This window comes from Desulfobulbus rhabdoformis (assembly GCF_016919065.1).
Classification (GTDB): Bacteria; Desulfobacterota; Desulfobulbia; order Desulfobulbales; family Desulfobulbaceae; genus Desulfobulbus; species Desulfobulbus rhabdoformis.
This window is the reverse complement of record NZ_JAFFQA010000006.1, coordinates 24,633-44,904: the sequence shown is the minus strand read 5'-3', so window position 1 is coordinate 44,904 and position 20,272 is coordinate 24,633. Positions and strand designations below refer to the sequence as shown.

The window sequence follows — 20,272 nt, the reverse complement described above, 5'->3', positions numbered from 1 at the left end:
ATGATTACAGGGCTATGACGAGCAAACATTAGGGATTACATGACACCTGCTTCCAGCAAAACCGACCTGAAAAATCTCACCCAGGAGCAACTGATCAACTATGTTGAATCACTGGGACAGCCTGCCTTTCGAGGTCGTCAGATTTTGGCGTGGATCTATCGACCAGGTATTACTGAGTTTGAGCAGATGACTGACCTTGCCAAGGTCTTTCGAGCTGTCCTTGCCCAACACGCCACCATCAGCCGTTTTGATGAGGCGATGGTGGAGGTGTCGGCCGATGGCGCTGTTAAATTTGGTTTCCGCTTACAGGACGGGGCTATCATCGAATCGGTGATGATTCCCGAAGAGGATCGCTCCACCCTCTGTGTTTCCTCACAGGTAGGGTGTGCCATGGGGTGCACCTTCTGTGTAACCGGCTCCATGGGGTTTCAGCGTAATCTGACAACAGCTGAAATCATCAATCAGGTCTGTGCCGTGCGAGACTGGTGCCTCAACCATGACCTTCCTCCCTTAACCAACCTGGTTTTCATGGGAATGGGCGAACCGCTGGCCAATTTTGAGAACCTGCTCGATGCCCTTTCCATCCTGACTGAACAGCGGGGGTTGGATTTTTCCAACCGCAGAATCACCGTATCGACCTGTGGGCTGGTGCCGCAAATGAAGGAGTTGGGTGAACGTACGGATGTCAATTTGGCGGTTTCCCTCCATGCGGTAAACGACACCCTGCGCTCAAGCATGATGCCGATCAACAAACGCTATCCCATTGCCCAGCTGGTGGAAACCTGCAAAAATTACCGGCAAAAGGCGCGTAAACGGATCATGTTTGAGTACACCCTGCTCGAAGGGGTCAATGACTCTGATGCCGATGCTCTGCAACTTGCACAAATCCTTTGCCAGGTCCCCTGTAAGATAAATCTACTTGCGGTCAATCCCGCAGGAGATGACGCTGTGCGTAGTCCGAGTAAGGAGCGGATTTTACAGTTTCAAAAAATCCTACGTGACAACGGCTATACAGTCTTTATTCGTACCAGTCGTGGAGAAGATATTTCTGCTGCCTGCGGCCAGTTGGCGGGTAAGGGCTGGGATGAGGCAAAGGTACAGTTGAATCCGGCCAGTCAACCGCTCTCCTGAACCCGTGAAGACGGGTGGTCACTGAACAAGGTATCCTTTGAATGAGACGAAGATTTTTTAACTCATTCATTTATTGTCCAGTTTCCCCCCACCGCCCTTTGGGGGCATCCGGGTTTTAGACAGTAACGGACGAACCAAACCGAGGCAAAAAGAGGCAGGGTTAAGAGAGCGGCCAGAGGAGTAAAGAGGGCTAATCGGATTTGATTGGCAGTTTGATTGTAAAGGTGGTTCCCTCGCCCACGGTCGATTCCAGACTGATTGAGCCGTGATGTTTATCATAGATAATATTGCGGGTAATGGCCAATCCCTGACCTGAGCCATGGCCAATATCCTTGGTGGTGAAAAAAGGGTCAAAAATGCGCTGACGTACCCCTTCCGGTATGCCGCCACCGCTATCCTCAACCTTGACCGTTACCCACTGTGCATCGCTGGCGCTGCTGATGTGAATGGTCCCCATTTCCGAAGATTTTTCCTTGTCCTTTTTATCGCCGATGGCGTGGGCTGCATTGACCACGAGATTCACGATAACCTGACCAATATCACCCGGATACACCTTGATAGACGGGAGTTCTTCAAGGGTAAGCTCCATGTTGGCCACATACTTGTAGGCATTCTGGCAGACAACCAGAGAGTTGCTGATAATCTCATTAATGTCGGCGGGGCGTTTACTCTCGCCATCTCCGGAATGGGCAAAGCCTTTAAGGCCGAGCACCAGCTTGGTGACCCGTTCGACGCCGTTTTTGGTTTGCTCAAAGGCTGTCGGTGTTTCTTCGGTCAGGTACTCCACATCCGCCTCATCCTCCAGACGGGTTATTTCCTCAAGGAGTGCACCGGTATCACCCTCCCCGCTTTCAACTGTATTTTTCAGCTTGGTATAGGCTTCCAGCAGATGGAGAATATCCTGGAAAGACTCCTGTAAAAAAGAGAGGTTGGAGCCTATGAACTGGACAGGTGTATTGATCTCATGGGCAATGCCTGCTGCCAAAACACCTATAGATTCCAGCTTCATGGAATGAATCCGGCTGGCCTCCTGCAGTTTTTGCTCGGTAAGATTTCTAAAAATGAGCAGGGCGCCGGTGATCTCGTTTTCTTCGCCACGGTTGGGGCAGACAATAAAATCAGCTGAGAAACTTGAGCCATTTTTTTGCCAGAAGACATCACCATCCACATGATGGGAAGACCCGTCTTCGATGGCGGCAAACAGAGGGCAGAAATCATAGGGGTACTCACTGCCATCGTCCTGAGAGTGATGAATGGTGTCATGCAGGTGCTGACCGACAAACTCCTCTTCGGTCCAGCCCAGGGCATCAAGAGCAACCGTATTCACCTCCTTGACGATACCTTCCCGGTCGACAATGATCACGGCACCATTGACCCATTTGAGCATCATCTGGTTTTGGTAGCTAACCTGTTTCAGGGTCTCCTGGAGGACATCGACTTTTTTCTGCAGATATCCGCAATCCAAGCTTTCTTCAGGCACTCGTCACCTCGCGGTTGTAGCGGTTCAACGTTGCATATCTCTGTCTGCTGAATCCTTGAGCATTCATTTGTGCGTCAGTCAACTATCAGGCGCCGTCACGCATTAAGCTGTCTGCTCTCTGAAATTATGCGGCCCAGCGGCATAAAGATCAAACTGAATAATCAATGAATTTGTTAAAAAATTTTCGCCTCACCAAAAGATTTCGTTGCTCAGGGACAAAATGAAGAATTCTTTTCACCGGGAAAATGATATTTCATTGTCCCTACAGCTCAAGCTGACTCGGCGGCGATCGGGCTCCCTTCTGCTTGCGGTTTCCCTCTGGCTCGGTCGAGACGCAAGGGCCGCAGGTGTTCAATAGTGAAGGTGCGCACACCAAAATCTTCATCCAGGTAGCCACTGAGCAAAAACGGACCACAGGTGGAAATGAGATGGCAATAGCGGGCATAGGCTTTGGAAAAAAGCGTACATTCCACAAGACCGGTCTCATCTTCAAAGCTGAGGAATTCCATAGCCTCCCCCTTTTTCGTACTGACCAGTTTGCCCGTGATCAACCAGCCGATATAGCGCAACCGTTTTTGTGTGCGAACCGCATTCGCAGGCAGGGTTGCAAGCTCATGGGACGTGCGCGTCTGCAGACGGTGTCGCTCATGGGCAAAAAGAGTGATGGGATGAAGCTGGCAAAGAAAGCCAAGGACCCTATACTGATTGCGCAGCCGTTCTCTGGGCACTTCTGCCGGAAGTGGGGGCGGACTGGGGTCCAGGGGAAAGAGTGCATGGCCGCGTTTTTTCCCTTGAAACCAGACGGCAAGGAGCCAGACAAGCAGACCGCGGTTGGTTGTCGCCTCTGGGTGGAGCGCATCCAAAGCCCCTGCATGAACAAATGCCTGAGCCTCGTCACGGGCCGGTTGTACCCGGGATAACCAATCAAAGACGGAGCGAAATTCCCCTTTTTCCCGAAGATGACAGCTTCGTTGGCAGGTTTCCCCCCCTCCCCCGGATATTGCCATTAAGCCTACCCGAAGTACTTGCCCCCTGCCCTGCCATTGTATTTCACTTTGGTTGACACAGGGCGGCAGGATCTCAAGCCCAAGTCGACGTGCCTCTGAGACATAGGCAAAGGCTGAGTAAAAGCCTCCCTGATTGGAGAGCACAGCCGCCATGAACTGGGCTGGAAAGTGCGTCTTGAGGTAGGCTGCCTGAAAAGAAACCCGCGCATAACTGGCGGAATGGGGTTTACAAAACGAATAGCCATGAAAGCTCATCATCATGGCCCAAATTTTTTCCGCCACCTGTGGGGGCACACTACGTCTTGTTGCCGCCGCCAGAAACTTCTGCTGATAATCGCGCAACTGGAGTGCTTTGTCTTTTTTGGACATGATTTTGCGCAGCCGGTCGGCATCGCCATGGGAAAAACCAAACCGAACAGCCACACGTGACACGTCTTCCTGGTAGACCATGATACCGTAGGTCTCATCAAGGACACCGCCAACCAAAGGGTGCAGCGGCTGCCAGGAACCGCCATGGAGACGGCGCAGATATTCGCGAATAAATTCGTTGGCTGCCGGGCGAATGATAGAGGAATGAATCACCAGATGCTGAAAATCTCCCCGCTGCGAGCGCTGTTGCAACAGGCGTGTAGCCGGGCTTTCAATATAAAAACAGCCCATGGTCCTCCCCTGCGCCACAGTCTCTCTGGTGGGGGGATCATCTTCAGGAACCCACCTGCTTTCATCAAGACTGCTCCCCTCGGCCCGCAGCTGGGACAGGGCATCGCGAATGACCCCCAGGCTGCGGTTGCCCAGCAGATCTATTTTCACAAGCCCGGCCTCTTCGGCACCGTCTTTTTCCCATTGAATGGTCGGTACCCCCTTTGCGGCCTGCTGCACCGGTACATAGTCGCAGACCGGTTTTGGGGTAATCACAACCCCCCCAGGGTGGACAGAGAGATAGCGGGGCACCCCGCTGATACGGGCTGCAAGCTGCAGGATCATGGCCCAGGGACCGCTGAGATCGGCATCGCGTAGCTGGGGCAGGTTACGCAACTGCGTCAGAAAATCACCTGCAGCCTCCTGTGAGCGCCAGGTCCAGGGCAGCTTCCTGCAGACACGATTGATCTCGCCATCAGGCAGGCCAAAGACCTTGGCGGTCTCTCGAATTGCGGCCCGGGGTTGCAGGGTGACATGGTTGGCCACCATGGCCGCACGGCAACCAAACCGGCTCAGCACCGACTTCAGCATGGCATCGCGCTCATCCCAGGCAAAGTCAATATCTATATCCGGAGGATCGCTGCGCCCCGGATTTAAAAAACGCTCGAAATAGAGGTTATGGCGTAGTGGGCAGACGTTGGTGATGTGCAGGCAGTAGGCCACAAGCGAAGCCGCACCGGAGCCACGACCGCAGGTACGGGCTACCGGCCCGACTATATCATGCACGACCAGGAAATAGGTGGAAAACCCCATGGATTCAATCACGCTGAGTTCGTGTTCCAGGCGTTTGTTTACCTCGGGAGGCAATGGTTGCCCGTACCGTCTTCCGGCACCGGCAAAAGCACGTTGTCGTAACTCACCCAGAGCGTCCTGCCCCGACCAGGGAGGCATAATCAGCCCCTGGTAGGGAGTTGTCAAACTGCAGCGTTCGGCAACATCCAGGGCCGCACGCAGTGATTCCGGCCAAATGGCAAATCGCTCTTTCCAGGCCGTTGCCGAGGGCAGCATGCCTTTTGGTTTCCAGCTGTCCGCAGGCACCCGTTCAAAGGAGGTGTTGAGTTCAATGGCACGAACAAGCCGGTGCAGGGGTTCATCCCTGGCGTTGAGGAAATAACTGTCCTGGAGGGCGATGCAGCCCAATCCAAGTTTTTTGGCCTGGAGACGGAGGGCGGAGTTATGCTGGGTGGGAGCTGCCACCAGACCAGCCAGTATATCGGCCTCAATCTCCCGGCCAAAACGCAGCATGGAGTTGTCGGTGGCCAACAGGACTACCCCCTGGTGATGCGTCTCCAAGGCGGTTTTGAGGCAGAATTGAGGGTGCTGGTGGCATTTGCTGAGCAGCTGACAAAGGTTGCTAAACCCTACAGTGTCTTTGACCAGAGCAAAGAGACGCTGATGATCGCCGGTGCTCAACTCTGCGCCGATGATGGGCCGCAGGCCTTCTTCACGGCAGCCTTCAAGAAACCTCCAAAGGCCATACAGGTTGTTACAGTCGGTCATCCCCAGGGTGCTATATCCCTGGGCCTTGGCGTAGCGACAGAGAGCCTGAGGGCTGGCGGTCCCCTGCATCAGGGAATAGGAGGAATGAAGACCAAGGGCGATCATGGCAGGAGGGAGAAAAAAAACGTGGTCATGGAACAACGTATCATACGAATAACACAAACTTTTTTAAACAAATTCGAAAGCCCATGTTTTCAAATCGAAGGACGGGCAAGCAGCTGTGTGCCCCGCATGATTTTGTCTGTGCCGCAGCGAAAATGGATCGCATCCAAGGCCCGACTCAGGCTGCGGTCACGCTCCCGGACAGCAAGCGACTGGGGGGCGTGAGCCAAGAGGGAGAGCTGTTGTACAGGGTGTTGTAGCTTGCCTACGGTGAACGAGAGACAACGCAGACGAACCCGTCGCCTCCAGGCCCGGTAGAGTACGGTTGCCGCCAGGTGTTGCAGCTCTTTTTCTTCATCAAGCGGTTGGGACACGCTTCCTTGGCGGCTAACCAGGACCCCGTCGGTGTACTGGACCGTAATCCCAACCTGGCGGCACCCCAGGCCACGACTGCGCAGAGTTCTTCCGGCTTGGGTTACAAGCTGCAACAGGGCCGCTCGAATAACCGTTTCCCTGTTACTGTCCGGGCTGAAATGGTGGTACCAGGTGTTGCGCTGTTGCCTGGATGCACCAGGGAGAACCGGCGAAGTATCTATACCTCGCAGGATCCGGTAGAGGGAATGCGCCTGTTGGCCAAGAAGCAGGCTTAACTCGTGGACACTCAACGCGGTTGCCTGCCCCACCTGCCAGATATTGACATGGGCCAGGCGAAGCTGATCTCTTTGACTGACTCCCGGCAGGATGCGTAGTGCCAGCGGGGCTAAAAAAGAGGTGCCTGCCTCCTGGAGGATATATTCTCCCCGGGGTTTAACCAGACGACTGGCCACCTTGGCCAAAAGTTTGTTGGGGGCTACCGACCATATGGGATCAAGCCCCAGGGACTTTTGCATGGAGCGCCGCAGGCGAAGGCCGATATCCTGGGGTGGACCGAAAAGACGCCCCACTCCACTGACATCAAGATAGAAATGCCCTGTATCACTGGAACGCTCCACCAGGGGGGTATAGGGCTGCACCTGTTGCAGGCAGGCATCCATAGCCTTGCGGTACTTCTCCAGCCTGGGGGGAAGAATATGTGCTGTGGGGCATCGTTTGCGGGCCAGACTCAGGGCCATTCCCTTCCGGACCCCCGCGCCATATGCCTCATCGCTCATATCGTAGACCAGAGAGCGGGCCGAAGGCTGGGCAATGATCAACGGCCTGGTTCGAAGGCGGCTGTCCATCACCCGCTCCACCGCCACACTGAAGTCGGCAATATTGAGATGAATGATTCGTCGTTCCATGGGAATGACTTTAGCTAAATGTACAGTAAATGTAAAGCTGAACTATACATTACCTCCATCCCCTGTGAGGGACGAACTCAACACTCACGGAATCAGGTCAAAAAAAAAAGCCCGTCACATCAAAGATGTGACGGGCTTTGTGAAAAATTGCGGGGGTAGATTCAGGCGGCCTTTGAACCTGACCCCTGGGATTTTTTCACCTTTTTCTTTTCGATTTTCTTGGGAACAAGACCGTTGGCCATAAAGGCGGTACACTGCTTGCGCTTCTCAAAGGGGCAGTCGGTAATATTCCAGCAAGGGGTGTATTGCAGCAGCTTTTTCACCGCAGCAATAGAGACACCATGTTGGTGGATCATCTCCCGTAGGCATTCAATCCATTTGATATCGTTCATGGTGTAGTAGCGCCATTTTCCCTTGCGGATAGGGGTAATCAAACCTTCTTCTTCGTAGATTCGCAAGGTCCGGGGATGCACACCCAACATCTGTGCGGCAACTCCGATGGTGAATATCGCTTTTTGTTCATCAACCATTGTTTCCCCCGTTGCGGAAATCCACGACCGGCACAGGGGCGTGCCGGTCAAATACTCTGCGCCAGATCTTAGTGGGCTTCATGATCAGAGAAGCTTTTTCCGAAAAAGCGCTCTCCCTGCAGAAAGGCAAGACCGGTGAATCCGATACCGGCCAGCGCAACCAACCACTCAAATCCGGACGGGGTATAGTTGAGGTAGGTCGGCAGGTTATCATAGCCCAGGTACTGAGGAACGATCTGACCGCCGGTGACCATATTGAGTCGGGAGATAAACATGCCAACCAGAACCATGAGAGCGGCGGTGGACATGGCGGCAACACTTTTCAAGCGAGTGATTAAAATCAGCACTGCAGGTGCAGCCAGGCCGACACCAACCTCGAGGACCCAAAAGTTAAAGGAGAGCGGGCCAGCGTAAAGGGCATTGGCTGCAAGTTTGCCGTCATCAACACCACCGACATAGAAGGAGGCCATGCGCCAGAAAGTGGCCACCGCAACCAGAATCAGCATCAAGAGCATAACTTTACCGGCGGCCTGAACGCCGTCAAAGATGTGCTGATCCATCTTTTTGCCGCGAATAACGTAGGCGTAGTGGGTAAAGAGGATTGCTGCAGCAGCACCGGAAAGAAAGGCACAGGCCAGAAAGTACACCGGCAACTGGGCACCGTACCAGAAGGGACGGGCTGCAAGTGTGGCAAAAACACCACCAAGGCAGGTGTTGGCGGCGACTTCGGCCAGGGCACCAAGGATACCGAGTGCAAGCGCCATGGTGTAATGGCGGGTGAGGATGAGCCAGAACTCAAGGAGAATAAATCCAAGGGCCATACCGTAGAGCGTACCCATCCACCAGATATTAGAGGTAATATTAGGAGAGATGACGTTGTAAATAGCCATTCGCCAAGGGCTTTCGATCTCCATGCCGATGACGACAAAACCACTGAGAATGGTGATCAGGGATACCCAGACCATGCGGTTGGCAAGAGGCGCCAGCTTATTGCCACCAAAGACATGGCTGATGGCGGCAAGCAGGCACAGGCCGGTGGAAGTGATGGCAAAGAAGGCATAGGTGGAAATCAGTAGCCCCCAAGGCACCTCACGGGTATTGTTGAAGATGTGTTCATGTCCAACAAAAAATCCGGCCAAGCCTACACAGACACCGGCGACCAGAATAATGCCAAACAAACCGGACAAAGTTTTCACCAGAGGATTGGCGACCTCCGGCTCAGCAGTTGCTGTCAGTAAAAACCCATTTGCCATGATACGTACCTCCTTGCGTGTTCAGATAGGTGTGAAAAAATTATAAACGTGCCGGCTCAGTCATTTTTGCCCTGTTTTCTTCGCTTGCCAGGGACCCCAGGCCGATGAGAACCACCACGGCTGAAAACGGTCCAAGAAGGAGAAAAAGGAGAAAGGTAAGACAGAACCAGAAAGACTCGACGATTTGGGCCAGGTGGGAACGAACCCAGGTGCCAAGAGAACGACCGCCATCGTTCTCTAAACGCTTGGTCTGGTTGTGTGGTAAAGTATTCATTGTCATCCCCTGTTCGTTGTTCGCTGGTTGAAGCATTTTTCTTGCTTTCAATATCGCAAGCCATGTGCCATAGCGGTAGATTTCCACCATTTTTTCAGGGTTACTTGAACAACGCTTTGAAGTTGTGTGCATTTTTACATGTGCAAAAGATGATGTTTAGGTTTTTAGCAACATCATTATTGATAGATTAATTACACAGAGGACGCTAAATACGCCCTATTGGCCACGGACCATAGAATCAATATGCGCCCAAAATCGCTCTTGCTTGTATCGCAGGAGAAGAGGTGCTATCTTACCGAAATACAACAATTATTCGTAAAAGAAGGGCTATTGAAAGCTGGCAATGAAAAGGGGAAGTAGCAGCGATGAGAAAAAGAACTCTCCTGGTTAGGCCAAGCCAAGGCACGTTGATTTATTCTGTTATTCTAGGATGTTGAGAGTTAACGCCAGAAGCATGGACGCAAAATACGCCTTGCATGAGGAGTACTTATAGTAAAAGCGGTAAGAGGCAGGACGGTTTTTAGCTGTTTTTTTGGGGAACCCTAGATGAAAACGGGAGCTAACATCCGGAGAAGAGTAAGGAAAATGAACAAGGAGGGGGCAAGGACGAAGTCAAGAGCAACGTTGAGCCGACTTCTATAAATACGGACTGTCAGGTTTTCTTGACAATAGATAGAAGGGGAAGCAAAGAGCTTCCGGGGCAGTAGAAAACTGCCCCGGAAGAAGAAATGCGAAGGGATCAATGGCCGTGTTCGTCTTCCTCGGCCTCGGATACAAAGCGGCGTTCAAAACCACTCACGCCGATATGACAGGTGGTGCAACGAGTGTCGGAGGCAAAGGCGTCGGAGCCATTATGGCAGAGACCGCAGTATTTGCCGTCATAGAGCGCCTGCATGGTGAATTTCTCAGGCTGCTCTTCAGCGGCTCCAACACGCATCTCAAAGGCCTGGTCATGACAACTGGAACAGTCAAGCCCCATCTCAACATGCTCTTTATGGTTAAAAATAACCGTTTTTACGGGAACATTAAAGATGACCTCGTCAGGCTGCTTCATATCGCTGCCGTGACAGACCTTACAGGTCTCCGGTCCGGTGGTATTGAAGGCCATATCACCGTCGTGGCAGGCGCCACAGTACATGCCCTCTTCCAGTGAGGCCATGTTGTAGTCGCCATTGGCTTTGGCTGCCCCACGTTTACGTTCAAAAATATCAGGATGACAACTGTCACAGCTCAGACCGGCGATGACAACGTGCGATTTATGGCTGAACATATCACGAATCGGTTCAACCGCGATAACCTTGGTGTCTCCATACGATTCGAACTGGGGCTGGACATCGACCGCCGGTTCGGTGGCTTGAGCGCTGGCACAACACAACATTCCTGCCGCAAGTAAGGCGCCAAGGAGTGCAGATCCATTTTCTTTTGCATTCATAATCCTTTCTCCTTTGACGGCTTAAGCGTTCATGTAAAAGACATTAGGCAGAGCGCCCGTCTCTGGACGCAGTACCCAGACCGTGGTCTCGGGTTTGTGGATCAGTTGATACACTTCACTTTCCGGATCGCTGAGGTCCCCAAAGACACGAACATGGGCCGGACAGGCCTCGACACAGGCAGTATCTTTCATCCCTTTGGAGAGTCGAGTGTCAAAGCAGAAGTTACACTTGTCAACAGCTCGAATTTCTTCATTAAAATAGCGGGCATTATATGGACAGGCTGCCATACAGGTTTTACAGCCGATACATTTTTTGCTGTCCATCATAACGATGCCCGTGGTTTTATCCTTATAGGTGGCCACGGTCGGACAGACACGAACACAGGGAGGCTCGTTACACTGATTACAGAGCACGGGCATGAAGATAGTTTCTTTCTCCTTGGGCGCGATGTCACGAGTCCGCTCAAGAATGATGGTCCGATAACCATATTCAGGGACATGATTGGTTTTGACACAGGCCTCCATGCAGCGTTCACAGTCGATGCAGAGGTTCTGGCGCATGACCATGCTATAATGAGGGCTGTACGGATACTGCTCTTTGGTAGGCAGGGGGCCCATGGCACTTTGCGCATTACGGGCAGAGGTCAGTGACAGAATCGTCCCACCCATAAACAAACCGGTGATGGCGAGTCCGGCACGTAAAAAGGTTCGGCGCTCCAGCGATGGCAGATGCTCCACCCCTTCATTGTTTAACTTTTCCAACTCATTAATGTTCATTCCACACCCTCAGAATAATAGTAACGAAGACGACATCGGCACCGAGTGCTACAATGTGTTGTTATGGCATGAGAAAAGGCAGCCGAGAATGAATAGCTCCTCATTAATTCAAAAATGCAACAAGCGAACATAACCCAAAACCATGAGAAGAGCAAGTTTTCAAATATATGGTATAGTAACAGTACTTTTTGCCCTCTTCCCATGTCGGCGATAATGGTTACCTATTGAAGAGACCCGTTCTCATTCTCAGCCTTCAGGTCCTTGGGAAGAGTTTTGTCAGCCCGTCCAATTGAGTGAATACTTTAGCCCTTTTTCAAGTGCAGGTGCGATGACTTCAAATATTCCGCAAATCCCCACAATGTTCCACAATGCACTCTCCCTTATTTGCATTGATACCTACGGCCGGATCAAGGGCATCAATAAAAACGCCGAGGGGCTGACCGCTCGTAGCTCCTCCGAACTTTTGGAGGTGCCGCTTGAGCACATACTGCACTTTCAAGAGAAGGTCGCCCAGATTTCAGAGTTGTTTGATCAGCAGCAGTGGGAAGATGCGCACACCCTGCCCGCCCTACTCTCCTTACCAGATACCAACGCAACCCCGATTGAGGTGCTCGCGACCATTACCCCAATTTACGGCCCCAAAGGTGCTGTTACCTGTGCTCTGGTGAGTATTGATGAAAACAACGCCCCCCTTTATAATCAATTACTCCTGGACTCGCTGGCGGAGGGGGTACTCACGGTCAACAGGGATCTGGAGATCATATCTTTTAATAAATCAGCCGAGCAGATCACCGGTTGGAGCGCAGAAAATGTACTCGGGAAAAAATGCCAGGAAGTCTTTCCAGCTGAGCTCTGCGAAAACGGGTGCCTGATTCGCTCGACGGTGGAACAGGAGCAGTCGTTCAACCGCCAAACCGTCTTTATGACCAATAAACAAGGCCGGTTCTTTCCTCTCTCATTGACATCAAATCCTCTGTATGACCTTAAAGGGAGCGTCATTGGAGGGGTGCAGACCTTCCATGACTGTACAGACAGTCTCAATAATGCCCTGATTCTCTCCTCGGTTGCCGATGGGGTTTTCACCATTGATCGCAATCGAATAATCACATCGTTTAACCGAGCTGCTGAGTCAATCACCGGCTGGAAACAGGAGGAGGTGCTTGGCAAGCCCTGCAGTGAAATATTTCATTCCTCATTGTGTGGCGATGACTGCATGCTCTTGAAGGCTATCGACAGCAACTCCATGTATGTGGATCAGTCGATTTTTATCAAAAATAAAGATGGGGACTCGATTCCGGTCACCATCAGCTCAGCACCGCTCTTTGACGATTTCGGCAATATTATCGGTGGGATTGAAACTTTTCGTGACAACACCTCCTCTATTCGAGAAAGCCTGATCCTTGATTCCATTGCCGATGGGGTGTTCACTGTTGATCGCAACTGGTGCATTACCTCCTTCAATCGGGCTGCCGAGGAAATCACAGGCTGGGCGCGGGAAGACGCCATGGGTAAATCCTGCTCGGATATTTTCCACTCCTCCATTTGCGGTAAAAATTGCGCTATCGCTGAGAGCTTGTACAAGGGGACGCCCGTAGCTAATCGCTCCATCACTATTCGTGATGTTCAAGGCAGTAAGGTGCCCATCAGCATCAGTGCCGCCCCTTTAACCGACCACGAAGGGAATATAATTGGCGGCGTGGAAACTTTTCGCGATCTTACCACTATCACGACCCTGCGGCAGCAGCTGCATCAGAAATACAACTTTGATGCGATCATCTCGAAGTCGGTCGCCATGCAGCGTCTTTTTTCCATCATGCCCGATATTGCACGCAGCCCGAGTACGGTCCTTATTCTCGGTGAAAGCGGCACAGGTAAGGAACTGGTCGCACGGGCCTTATACAATGCCAGTGAGCGTAAGGAGAAACCCTTTGTGGTTGTCAACTGCGCCGCCCTGCCCGAAACCCTGCTTGAATCGGAACTTTTTGGCTACAAAGCCGGGGCTTTTACCGATGCCCGTAAAGACAGGCAGGGGCGGTTTGCCGCTGCAGAAGGCGGCACGCTTTTTCTTGATGAAATTGGAGATATTCCCGGAAGTGTTCAGGTTAAACTATTGCGGGTTCTCCAGGAGAAGGTCTATGAGCCCTTGGGCTCAAATGAGCCGGTGAAAGCCGATGTGCGCATTATCACCGCCACAAATAGGGACCTGCAGGCGCTGGTCAAGGAGGGAAGTTTTCGCGACGATCTCTTCTATCGGCTGAATGTGGTTAAGATCAGCCTGCCACCGCTTAAAGACCGCAAGGAGGATATCCCCCTGCTCATTGAGCATTTTATAAAAAAATATGCGGCCCAACAGGGAAAAGATATCGTTGGGATCTCAAGCAGCGCACTCTCTCTCTTGATGCGCTACGATTTTCCCGGCAACATTCGCGAACTAGAAAATATTGTAGAGTACTCCTTTATCCTCTGTGAAGGCGGCTATATTCAGCCCCAACACCTTCCTGAACCCTTTGTTACTGGACTCGATGACCAAGGAATTTGCTCCGGGCAGGCAGGTCCGCAGAGCCTGGAAGAAATCGAAAAACAGGCTATTCTCCTCAGTCTTGATCGAAATAAATGGCGTAAGATGGCCACCTGCCGGGAACTGGGGATTTCCAAGGATACGCTTCGCCGAAAAATCGAGCGGTATCAACTCGTCAATCCGGCTGCAATCGCCAGTTAATCCGTCATGTCGAACAACAAGGGCGCTGAAGGTGCCCCCCTCAGCGCCCTTTTGCCTTGCTTGCGCGTTCCTCTGGCTGCGGCAGCACTCTGCTGAAAGCTCTCTATTAAACAACCCCAACAAAAATTTCTTTTTGTTGGTCTCGTCTCTCTTTCAGCCAGAGGATCGGTGCTTTTTTTTGATCGCGGCCTTCTTGCGTTTGGCAACATCACTGTTCTTAGCCTCGATGCGAGCCTCTTCATCCCCTACCCTATGCAGTGTCTTGGGGACGCAGCGATCGACCCGAGCTGAGCATTGGGAACACACATCATGCGGGCAGTCAGCCACTTCCCAGCAGGGAATGTATTCCAGAAGCTTTTTCAGCCCTGGAATGGAAATCCCCTCTTCGTGAATAAACGTTCGCAGACATGTTATCCATTGAATATCATCGGCTGAAAACATTCGCCGATTCCCTATCATAGCGGGCTGGATCAATCCTTCCTGCTCATAAATTCGCAGAGTTCTCGGGTGAACATTGACCAATTTAGCGGCAACTCCGATAGGGTATATGGGCACATCGGAGCGAATTACCTGAATCTCGGTTTTCTTTCTTGCCATACCGGCCTCCTGTCTCAACGGGGTGCCGGAACAGGAGGCCTGCACCTTGAAGAGTCCCCCTGCTGTGCGACACGGATATCATTAATGATCTTCAGACAGATGGCCGCGAAACAACCGCTCGCCCATCATGAACAAAATACCGCAGAAGGCAAAGCCAGACAGAGTGATCACCCACTCATGCAAGGTGGGAGAGTACGGAAGAATATGGGGCAGGTCCACGATGTCCATTTTGTGAAAACCAGGGATAATCTGTCCCACAATAACCAGGTCGTAACGCATGACAAAGATTCCGATAATGGAGGCAAGGGAACCAATTGCCATGGCTGTCAGGTTTTTTGCGCGCACGGCAAGAATGATCAGAAATGGCAGCGCCAGACCGAGGCCAACTTCACCAATCCAGAAATTCTTGGCATAGGGACCGGAGACAAGCGACATGATAGCTTCATATTTTCCCGGAGGATGGCCAGCAATACCGGAAATCAGTTTCCAGGTGGTAAAAAACATGATGACCAGATAGAGCAAAGCTCCAAGTTTGGCTACGGAGCGTAGGGATTCCTGAAGTTTATCGCTCATTTTCCAGCCATTAATTTTATAGCCGAGCCAGTGAAAAAAGATGACTGTAGCGCAACCGGACATCATGGCGGAGGTGATGAAATAAATGGGCATATAGGGGCCATGCCAGAACTCGCGGCCATTGAGCAGTCCAAAAACCGCCCCCAGGTTGGAATGGGCGGCAACACCGGCGACTACCCCCAGCAGACCACACATACCGGCAATTTTGTGTTTTCCGGCCTGGAGCAGGGCAAACTCTATGAGCATGCAAAAGAGGTAGGCGCCATACAGTGTCCCCATCCACCAAATATTTGAGGTCAGATTCGGGGAAATGACATTGTAAACAGCCATGCGCCAGGGATTTTCAATCTCGAAGGCAATGACGAGAAATCCGGCGACAATTGTCGAAATAGCCAGATAAACAGAACGTTTAGCAATGGGTTTAAACGACTCATAACCAAAAACATGGCCGATGGAACTGACCAGACAGAGTCCGGTCGAGGTGACAACGAAAAAGACATATGCGGCAAGCATGAGCCCCCAGGGGACCTCACGGGTTACCCCGTACACATGTTCATGCCCCGCTATAAATGCGTGTACTCCAAATCCTACACCAACAAGTGTTATCAGCCCTAAAAGGCCAATGGTTTTGTCGTATATACCGGAGCGACTTCCTTCAAGCCCTCCTTCTTGGGGCAACACTTTAGCTGCTATATTCTCCATGATAGCGCTTCCTCCAGTGCAAAACGGCATAGAGCCGCTTGCTGTTCGATAAACGTTTAAAGATTCTTACCAGAATCTGTGACGGCGAATACTCACAGGGAATCTTGAATAATTGCTTTTTCTTCCAATCCCCCGGAGTCTGGCGCTTACCTCGTCAGGCTTAAAATTTTATCCTCGGAATATCACATATATGCCTGCGGTAAAATTTTGCGCAATCCTTGGCCTTGATTGAAAAATCTAATTATTCAAGACACCCCACAGATTCAAGGGTATCAGGGTAAGTCACTCTCTTCTCTGACCGCCTGAAGAACCGGTTTGATTCTCAGATCGAACAGTGTATGGAGAACAGCACCACCCAACCAGACAACGAAAAATACTATGGCTTCCATTTTTCTTCTCCTAGCCCCATACCTGGGGCAGTCTTGACATCTTCCGCAATCTCCGAGTGCAAGTAAGATCGCCATGCATATTGGTGGGGATGAGGCGACCGCACTTCAAACTCAGGGAATCGGGGACGGCAATTATCTCATCAAGGTGTATTGGCGGATACAAACCTTGATGATCTCATCACAAGACAGCACCTCCTTTGGGCGATAAGCCCAGCACTTTTTTTAAGGGGGTAATCGATTACCAATGCGCTACTGTCTATCCTGCCTTGCACCCCCTGTCAAGAAAATCGAACGGTAATTGTAAGAAAAGTTATAAATTAGCTGATCATAATTAGCCCAAAATACATTTTCAAAGTTTCGTTGAAATTACTATTTCCTCCTTTTTTACTGACAAGTAAAACACCAATCTTCTGAAAACATGGGCAAAAATAACAAAATCACATGATTCAGGAGCAACACGCCATATCTCTAAGCAATGACTCAATTCGCCACATCAGCCCTGTGCGGCTAGGCGCAAATTGATCCCAGTATAAATTTTCACTTCAACCTGTTTTATTTCTCGCCAAGGTGATTACATCAATAACTTACAAAATATTATAGAGTTAGCTTCGCTTTGCGCCTGAAAGCTCTCTATTGAGAGTGGAACAGATAATGCATGGTTATACATAGCCACTCGCATTATTTCAGAAAACGAGCGGGCTTCCCCCCTCCCCTTCAAGGTGGCGGCCTTGAAGGGGAACCCTTCTTTTTCCTTCCGACTTTACCTTTCGTCTTTTTTATGGTAGCTGCAAATTGCAGGGAGGGCTTATTCTGCGCCTGCAACGCTACCCCATTTAAATCTGACAGGGATTTTGCCCAAAGGATCCCCTTATTTCATCAACCACCATTTCAGGAGAATGCTGTGCAGAAATTCTACAAGAATCTCTCACTTTGGCTGATTATTGCCCTTGCCGCGTTATTTCTCTTTAACTACTGCAACAAAGCCCCTGAACGGTATCACCGTGTCCCTTACACAGACTTTCTTAAAAAGGTTGAGTCCGGACACCTCTCCAAGGTTCGGATGAAAAGTAATGTCATTTATTGGGACACTTCAAACGGTGAAAAATTTAAAACCGTCGTACCGCTTACGAGTGCGGCCTTACCCCATTTACTCAAAAAAGAGGTAAGCATCCTTGCAGAAGAAACAGGTGAACCGCCATGGTACTTGCAAGCCCTGCTTATTTGGGGGCCGGTGCTTATCCTGGGGTTGGTGTGGTTTTTTTTCTTTCAAAAAAAAGGTGGTCAGGGCGGTGGCCGAGCCATGGCCTTTGGTAAATCTCGCGCACGGTTGATCAATCCTGAAGAATCCAAAGTACGCCTGACGGATGTGGCGGGGATTGACGAGGCCAAAGAAGAGATTGAGGAAGTTGTTGAATTTTTAAAAAACCCAGATCACTTTGTTCAGGCGGGGGCAAAAATCCCCACGGGAGTCCTTCTCTACGGTGAACCTGGGACAGGAAAGACCCTGCTTGCCAAGGCCATTGCAGGTGAAGCCGGCGTACCTTTCTTCTCTATAAGCGGCTCAAACTTTGTGGAAATGTACGTGGGCATTGGCGCCTCACGCGTTCGGGATCTTTTTAACGAGGGGAAAAAGAAAGCGCCCTGTATCATTTTTATCGACGAAATCGACGCCGTTGGGCGACATCGCAGCTCTGGAGCTGGCTCTGGCGGAAACGATGAGCGTGAGCAGACCCTCAACCAACTCCTGGTTGAAATGGATGGGTTTGAAGCAAACGACCATGTCATTATTATTGCCGCAACCAATCGCCAGGATATTCTTGACCCTGCTCTACTGCGTCCCGGCCGTTTTGACCGCCAGGTTATGGTGCCGCTTCCGGATGTGGGGGGCCGTCAAAAGATTCTCCAGGTGCATGCCCGCAACGCGAAGATCTCTCCCGAGGTTGCCTGGGAGGTCATAGCAAAAGGCACACCTGGTTTTTCCGGCGCCCAACTTGCCAGCTTAATCAATGAAGCTGCCCTGCTCATGGCTCGACAGAAGAAGGAGCAAATCGACATGGATCTCCTGGAAGCCGCCAAAGACAAAGTAATGATGGGGGCCGAGCGCAGAAGCATGATCATTACCGAACGGGAGAAACGAACCACTGCCTGCCATGAGGCCGGGCATGCACTGGTCGCCTGGATGCTCCCCGGAGCTGATCCGGTTCACAAGGTAACGATCATCCCCCGTGGTCGTGCTCTGGGGCTCACCATGCAGCTCCCAGAAGAAGAACGAAACTCCCACGATCAAGTCTACCTGTTCAACACCCTCTGCACGCTTCTTGGGGGCCGCATTGCCGAGGAAATCGTTTTTGACCAGATGACCACAGGCGCAGGTAATGATATTGAACGCGTCTCAGATATCGCCAGAAAAATGGTTTGCGAATGGGGCATGAGTCCCACTGTCGGACCACTCACCTTTCCCGCGGCAAGCCCGCCCCATGGGCAACAGGTAATCATCAGTGAACAGACAGCCGTCCTTTTAGACACGGAAGTAAAAAAACTTGTTCAATCAGCCTATGACCATGCGCGAGAAATTCTTGTCGCCCACCGCTCGGAACTTGACGCCCTGACCCAGGCCCTCCTTGATAAGGAAACCATATCCAGGGCGGATATCGCCATGATTGTGAACAATAAAGGGGAAACGGAGGCCTGAGGGTGTCTTGGATAGTTAGACTTTACAATCAAGGGAATCTTGAATAATTGCTTTTTCTGCCAATCCCGGCGTCATGCTTAAAATTTTATCCTCGGAATATCACACATATGCCTGCGGTAAAATTTTGCGCAATCCTTGGCCTTGATTGAAAAATCTAATTATTCAAGACACCCTCAAGATTGGCAGAAAAAACAATCACCTGGATCCGTGAGCATTCATTGGTGTGTCAGCTTCGCTGTTTGTGACATGTCGATTAAAGTATACTTTATCGGCTTGTTACGAACAGTGAAGGTGGCGTACTAATGGATACCCCAAAGGGCGGTGGGTGAAACTGAATAGCAAATAAATTAGTTTGAAAATTTCTGCATTATCAACTGAATATGTTATTCAGAGACCATCCGCCGTCACGGATTCAGGAATCATTCAAGATTCCCTCACGGTGTCAGGCGTGTAGACCTTGGCTTACCTGTTCAGGATTTGAATCTGTTTACAAGGCCGCTGACTCACAGGAAGCCCCTTGAGCCAACGCTTTTTTGAGCGTAGGAGAGAAATATTTTTCCTCCAAAAACCCCTTCATATAATTTCCCATCTGACGTATACTCCTGATACTTGAACAAGTTTCCAGGGCTATCAATGGCTCTCAGCGACTCTGCCAGTAGCGGCACTCAGCCAAATACCAGGTTCCAGCCAAGGAGGGGAACACCTTTTTCCTCTTCATTTCGGCTGATGTGCAATCGCGGGGTTTGAGGGAATCAGCACCGCGATTTGGCGACGCAGTCGCCGAAAACAATCCTGATAGCAGGATTTCAACGCTTTGATACGACGGCTATATTGCCTTGCATATATTGTTTGTTTTCCGAGATCTGATTGCAGAAAATCGAGAGTCAAGGCACTCAAGGATTCGCACATTGCATCTTTTTCTCGTCAACTGAACAGGTAAATGCATCCTGAATTTTGTTTCGCTTTACATGCCAGGGGCAGATAGCATATTATTGAATCGATTCAGTGTGTTTCATTGTTTTAGCTCGCCTCACCTTCAAGAATCACAGGAGGCAACGAGCTCGAACTGGCTAGAATTACAACGTTTCTCTTATCATTCCGAGCAAAGCATAGCTCTCACTTGAGAAAAATTATT

13 protein-coding genes are annotated in these 20,272 nt (G+C 50.9%); 3 read left to right on the top strand and 10 right to left on the bottom strand.

Features of this window, described 5'->3' with window-relative positions; translation table 11 throughout:
• Positions 1 to 39 precede the first annotated feature (39 nt).
• Positions 40 to 1,131 carry a dual-specificity RNA methyltransferase RlmN gene (gene rlmN, locus JWJ90_RS04475; RefSeq protein WP_205225998.1) on the top strand — a complete coding sequence of 364 codons (1,092 nt, stop codon included), beginning with the start codon at positions 40 to 42 and terminating at the stop codon, positions 1,129 to 1,131.
• A 190-nt stretch (positions 1,132 to 1,321) separates the two neighbouring features.
• On the opposite strand, the gene JWJ90_RS04470 is transcribed toward rlmN, so the two are convergent.
• The 8 genes from JWJ90_RS04470 to JWJ90_RS04435 all read right to left on the bottom strand — a co-directional run bounded on the left by JWJ90_RS04470 (position 1,322) and on the right by JWJ90_RS04435 (position 11,465).
• Positions 1,322 to 2,611, bottom strand: a complete 1,290-nt coding sequence (locus JWJ90_RS04470) for an ATP-binding protein (RefSeq protein ID WP_205225997.1) — start codon at positions 2,609 to 2,611, stop codon at positions 1,322 to 1,324.
• A 269-nt stretch (positions 2,612 to 2,880) separates the two neighbouring features.
• Positions 2,881 to 5,958: a DNA polymerase III subunit alpha gene (locus JWJ90_RS04465; protein WP_240194747.1), complete on the bottom strand. Its 3,078-nt coding sequence runs from the start codon at positions 5,956 to 5,958 to the stop codon at positions 2,881 to 2,883.
• Between the two features lie 53 nt (positions 5,959 to 6,011).
• Positions 6,012 to 7,199: a DNA polymerase Y family protein gene (locus tag JWJ90_RS04460; protein ID WP_205225996.1), complete on the bottom strand. Its 1,188-nt coding sequence runs from the start codon at positions 7,197 to 7,199 to the stop codon at positions 6,012 to 6,014.
• Between the two features lie 161 nt (positions 7,200 to 7,360).
• Positions 7,361 to 7,729 (bottom strand): MerR family transcriptional regulator, encoded by a 369-nt coding sequence (locus JWJ90_RS04455; protein ID WP_205225995.1) that lies wholly within the window; start codon positions 7,727 to 7,729, stop codon positions 7,361 to 7,363.
• Between the two features lie 68 nt (positions 7,730 to 7,797).
• Positions 7,798 to 8,982 carry an NrfD/PsrC family molybdoenzyme membrane anchor subunit gene (gene nrfD, locus JWJ90_RS04450; RefSeq protein WP_205225994.1) on the bottom strand — a complete coding sequence of 395 codons (1,185 nt, stop codon included), beginning with the start codon at positions 8,980 to 8,982 and terminating at the stop codon, positions 7,798 to 7,800.
• Positions 8,983 to 9,022: 40 nt separating this feature from the next.
• Positions 9,023 to 9,256, bottom strand: a complete 234-nt coding sequence (locus JWJ90_RS04445; protein WP_205225993.1) for a hypothetical protein — start codon at positions 9,254 to 9,256, stop codon at positions 9,023 to 9,025.
• 739 nt (positions 9,257 to 9,995) lie between these two features.
• Positions 9,996 to 10,688: a c(7)-type cytochrome triheme domain-containing protein gene (locus JWJ90_RS04440; protein WP_205225992.1), complete on the bottom strand. Its 693-nt coding sequence runs from the start codon at positions 10,686 to 10,688 to the stop codon at positions 9,996 to 9,998.
• A 21-nt stretch (positions 10,689 to 10,709) separates the two neighbouring features.
• A complete protein-coding gene (locus JWJ90_RS04435; protein ID WP_205225991.1) occupies positions 10,710 to 11,465 on the bottom strand; it encodes a 4Fe-4S dicluster domain-containing protein in 756 nt (251 codons plus the stop codon).
• Positions 11,466 to 11,793: 328 nt separating this feature from the next.
• Here JWJ90_RS04435 and JWJ90_RS23505 point away from each other — a divergent pair, with 328 nt between their 5' ends.
• Positions 11,794 to 14,184, top strand: a complete 2,391-nt coding sequence (locus JWJ90_RS23505) for a sigma 54-interacting transcriptional regulator (protein WP_205225990.1) — start codon at positions 11,794 to 11,796, stop codon at positions 14,182 to 14,184.
• 153 nt (positions 14,185 to 14,337) lie between these two features.
• Here the strand turns inward: JWJ90_RS23505 and JWJ90_RS04425 are convergent, their stop codons facing one another.
• Together JWJ90_RS04425 and nrfD (JWJ90_RS04420) are read right to left on the bottom strand one after the other, a co-directional pair.
• Positions 14,338 to 14,781: a MerR family transcriptional regulator gene (locus JWJ90_RS04425; RefSeq protein ID WP_205225989.1), complete on the bottom strand. Its 444-nt coding sequence runs from the start codon at positions 14,779 to 14,781 to the stop codon at positions 14,338 to 14,340.
• 81 nt (positions 14,782 to 14,862) lie between these two features.
• On the bottom strand, positions 14,863 to 16,056 hold the full coding sequence (gene nrfD, locus JWJ90_RS04420; protein WP_205225988.1) for an NrfD/PsrC family molybdoenzyme membrane anchor subunit: 1,194 nt from the start codon (positions 16,054 to 16,056) through the stop codon (positions 14,863 to 14,865).
• Between the two features lie 1,290 nt (positions 16,057 to 17,346).
• Here nrfD (JWJ90_RS04420) and ftsH point away from each other — a divergent pair.
• Positions 17,347 to 19,137, top strand: coding sequence for an ATP-dependent zinc metalloprotease FtsH (gene ftsH, locus JWJ90_RS04415; protein WP_338032286.1), 1,791 nt, complete (start codon positions 17,347 to 17,349; stop codon positions 19,135 to 19,137).
• Positions 19,138 to 20,272: the final 1,135 nt, after the last annotated feature.